The sequence below is a fragment of the Streptomyces sp. NPDC096048 genome (genome assembly GCF_044763415.1).
Lineage (GTDB): Bacteria > Actinomycetota > Actinomycetes > Streptomycetales > Streptomycetaceae > Streptomyces.
Genome location: NZ_JBIWGG010000028.1, coordinates 1 through 3716 on the forward strand (window position 1 = coordinate 1; position 3716 = coordinate 3716).

Annotated in this window: 1 protein-coding gene; it reads left to right on the forward strand. The window is 71.2% G+C overall.

Annotation, left to right across the window (positions count from 1 at the left end; translation table 11 throughout):
* Positions 1-3716, forward strand: a 3716-nt coding sequence (locus ACIQ6R_RS37015) for a type I polyketide synthase (protein WP_404226437.1), incomplete at both ends; no start/stop codon positions are given.

Sequence of the window (3716 nt, forward strand, 5' to 3'; positions counted from 1 at the left end):
TCTGTGGCGTGTTGTGTCGGAGGGTGTGGACGCGGTCTCGGAGTTCCCGTCGGACCGTGGCTGGGATGTGGAGTCGCTGTACAACCCGGACCGTGGGGTAGCGGGTACGTCGTACACGCGCTCGGGTGGTTTCCTGCACGATGCGGCCGAGTTCGATCCGGAGTTCTTCGGGATGAGTCCGCGGGAGGCGGTGGCCACGGACGCGCAGCAGCGGTTGCTGCTGGAGACGACGTGGGAGGCCATTGAGCGCGCCGGTATCGACCCGGTGTCGCTGCGCGGCAGCCAGACCGGCGTCTTCGCCGGCGTCATGTACAACGACTACGGCAGCATCTTGACCGGCGAGCAGTACGAGGGCTACAGGGGGAACGGCAGCGCCGGCAGTATCGCGTCGGGTCGTGTGTCTTACACGTTCGGGTTCGAGGGCCCGGCGGTGACGGTGGACACGGCGTGTTCGTCGTCTCTCGTCGCTATGCACTGGGCGGCACAGGCACTGCGCTCGGGCGAGTGCTCGCTCGCCGTCGCCGGTGGTGTGACGGTGATGGCCACTCCCACAGCCTTCGTCGAGTTCTCCCGCCAGGGCGCCCTGTCGCCCGACAGCCGCTGCAAGGCATTCTCCGACTCCGCGGACGGTGCCGGCTGGTCCGAGGGTGTGGGGATGGTGGTGCTGGAGCGTTTGTCGGATGCGCGGCGTCGTGGTCATCGGGTGTTGGCGGTGGTGCGGGGTTCGGCGGTGAATCAGGATGGTGCGTCCAATGGGTTGACGGCGCCGAACGGTCCTTCGCAGCAGCGGGTGATCCGGCAGGCGTTGGCCAGTGGTGGTCTGTCGGTGGCGGACGTGGATGTGGTGGAGGCGCACGGTACGGGGACGACGCTGGGTGATCCGATCGAGGCGCAGGCGCTGCTGGCTACTTATGGTCAGGGGCGTGAGGGGGACCGGCCGTTGTGGCTGGGGTCGGTGAAGTCGAATCTGGGTCATACGCAGGCTGCCGCGGGTGTGGCGGGTGTGATCAAGATGGTGATGGCGATGCGGCATGGGGTGTTGCCGCGGACGTTGCATGTGGATGCTCCGTCGTCGCATGTGGACTGGTCTGCGGGTGCGGTGGAGCTGCTGACCGGGGTGCGGGAGTGGCCGGGCGGGGAGCGTGTGCGTCGGGCGGGTGTGTCCTCGTTCGGTATCAGTGGTACCAACGCGCATCTCGTCCTGGAACAGCCCGAGGCGGAGAGGGAGGCCGAAAGCGTCGCTTCCTTGGCCCCGGGTGTGCTGCCGCTGGTGTTGTCCGGGCGGTCGGCGGAGGCGTTGCGGGCGCAGGCGGGACGGTTGCGGGAGTTCCTGGCGGCCGGGTCGGCGGATGTGCTGGACGTGGCGTTCTCCCTGGCCACGCAGCGTTCCCGGTTCGATCACCGTGCGGTGGTGCTGGCCGAGGACCGTGACGCGGCGCTCGCGGCGCTGGAGGCGGGCCTGCCGAACGCCGGGGTCTTGGAGGGTGTGGCCGCCGGCACGGGGCGCACCGCGTTCCTGTTCTCGGGGCAGGGTTCGCAGCGGCTGGGTATGGGGCGTGAGCTGTATGCGCGGTTCCCGGTGTTCGCGGAGGCGTTCGACGCCGTCTGCGCGGCGTTCGACCAGCACCTACAGCGTCCGCTGCGTGAGGTGGTGTGGGGCGAAGACGAGTCCGTCCTCGACGGCACCGCGTATGCGCAGGCGGGTCTGTTCGCCGTCGAGGTGGCGCTGTACCGGCTCCTGACGTCGTGGGGTGTGCGGCCGGAGTTCGTGGCGGGGCATTCGATCGGTGAGGTGGCGGCGGCGCATGTGGCAGGGGTGTTCTCGCTGGAGGATGCCTGTGCTCTGGTCGCCGCGCGTGGCCGGCTGATGCAGGCGCTGCCGGCCGGGGGTGCGATGGTGGCGGTGGAGGCCACCGAGGCGGAGGTGTCTGAGCACCTGGAGGCCCACACGGGTGTGTCGGTCGCTGCGGTGAACGGCCCGTCGTCGGTGGTCGTTTCCGGTGTCGAGGAGGCCGTCGGGGCGGTGGCCGAGGTGTTCCGGGAGCAGGGACGCAGGGTGAGCCGGCTGCGGGTTTCGCACGCGTTCCATTCGCCGCTGATGGAGCCGATGCTCGGTGCGTTCCGTGAGGTGGTTGCGGGGCTGTCGTTCGGTGAGCCGCGGGTGCCGGTGGTGTCCAATGTGACCGGTCGGGTGGTGGAGGCCGGTGAGCTGGCGGGTCCGGAGTACTGGGTGCGTCATGTGCGTGAGGCGGTGCGTTTCGACGACGGTGTGCGGGCTCTGGTGGAGCAGGGTGTCTCGCGGTTCGTGGAGCTGGGTCCGGACGGTGTGCTCTGCGGGATGGCGCGGGAGCGCGCTGGTGAGGACGCGGTCCTGGTCCCGCTGCTGCGCAAGGACCGTGACGAGGAGAGCACCGCACTGACCGCCCTCGGCCGGCTGCACGTCACCGGTCTGGGCGTCGACTGGGCCGCCGTCCTCGACGGCACCGGCGGCCGTGCCGTCGACCTGCCGACCTACGCCTTCCAGCGCCGGCGCTACTGGCCCGAGACGACCGCCGTCACGGCGGCGGACCCGAGGTCGGCCGGTGTCGACGCCGCGGAGCACCCGTTGCTGGGTGCGGTGGTGACTCTGCCGGACTCCGGTGGCGTGGTGCTCACGGGCAGGCTGTCCGTGGAGGCCCAGCCGTGGCTCGCCGACCACGTGGTTCTCGGCCGGGTCCTGCTGCCCGGCACGGGCCTGGTGGAGATGGCCCTGGCGGCCGGCGAGGCGGCAGGCTGCGCCACCCTGGAGGAACTGACCTTGGCGGCACCACTGGTGCTGCCCGAGAGCGGCGGTCTCCAGGTGCGGGTCGTCGTCGGCCCGCACACGGACGCGCGTCGCACGGTCGCTGTCTACTCCCGCCCTGAGAGCGCCGGTGATGCGCAGTGGACGGCCCATGCCTCCGGTTTCCTCACGGAGACGGCTGTGGCGGCTGCGGCCGAGTGGGGTGAGTGGCCGCCGGCGGGGGCCGAGGCGCTGCCGGTGGAGGCGGCGTACGAGGTCTTCCGGGAGCGTGGTTACGGGTACGGGCCGGTGTTCCGGGGGCTGCGTGCGGCCTGGCGTCGGGGGGAGGAGTTGTTCGCCGAGGTGGCCCTTCCGGAGGAGGCGGCGGGCGAAGCGGGCCGGTTCGGTCTGCACCCGGCCCTGCTGGACGCCGCGATGCACGCGGGCATCCTCAACGACAGCGACGACGAGACGGCCGTCCCGTTCGCCTGGAACGACGTCTCCCTGCACGCGGTCGGCGCCGCCGCCGTCCGCGTCCGGATCGGTCGGCTCGACGGCCGTGCCGTCTCCCTGTCCGTCGCCGACGTGACCGGTGCCCCGGTCCTGACGGTCGGCTCCATAGCCAGCCGCCCGCTCTCCGCCGACCAATTCGTCTCCGCGTCCGCTGACGGGGGCGCGTTGTACGGCACCGAATGGGTGCTGACCGCCGTGGACACTACCGCGGAGCCGGCCTGGGCTGCCTGGACAGAGGTGGGCGAGGGCGGCGAGGACGCCGACGTGCCGGGCGTGGTGCTGCTGGACTGTGGCGTGTCCGACGGTTCGGTGGGTGTGCCTGCCGGGGTGCGGTCGGTGTTGGACCGGGTGTTGGGTGTGGTGCAGGAGTGGCTTGCCGGTGAGCGGTTCGCGGGTTCGCGTCTGGTGGTGGTGACGCGGGGTGCGATGCCGGTGGGTGTGG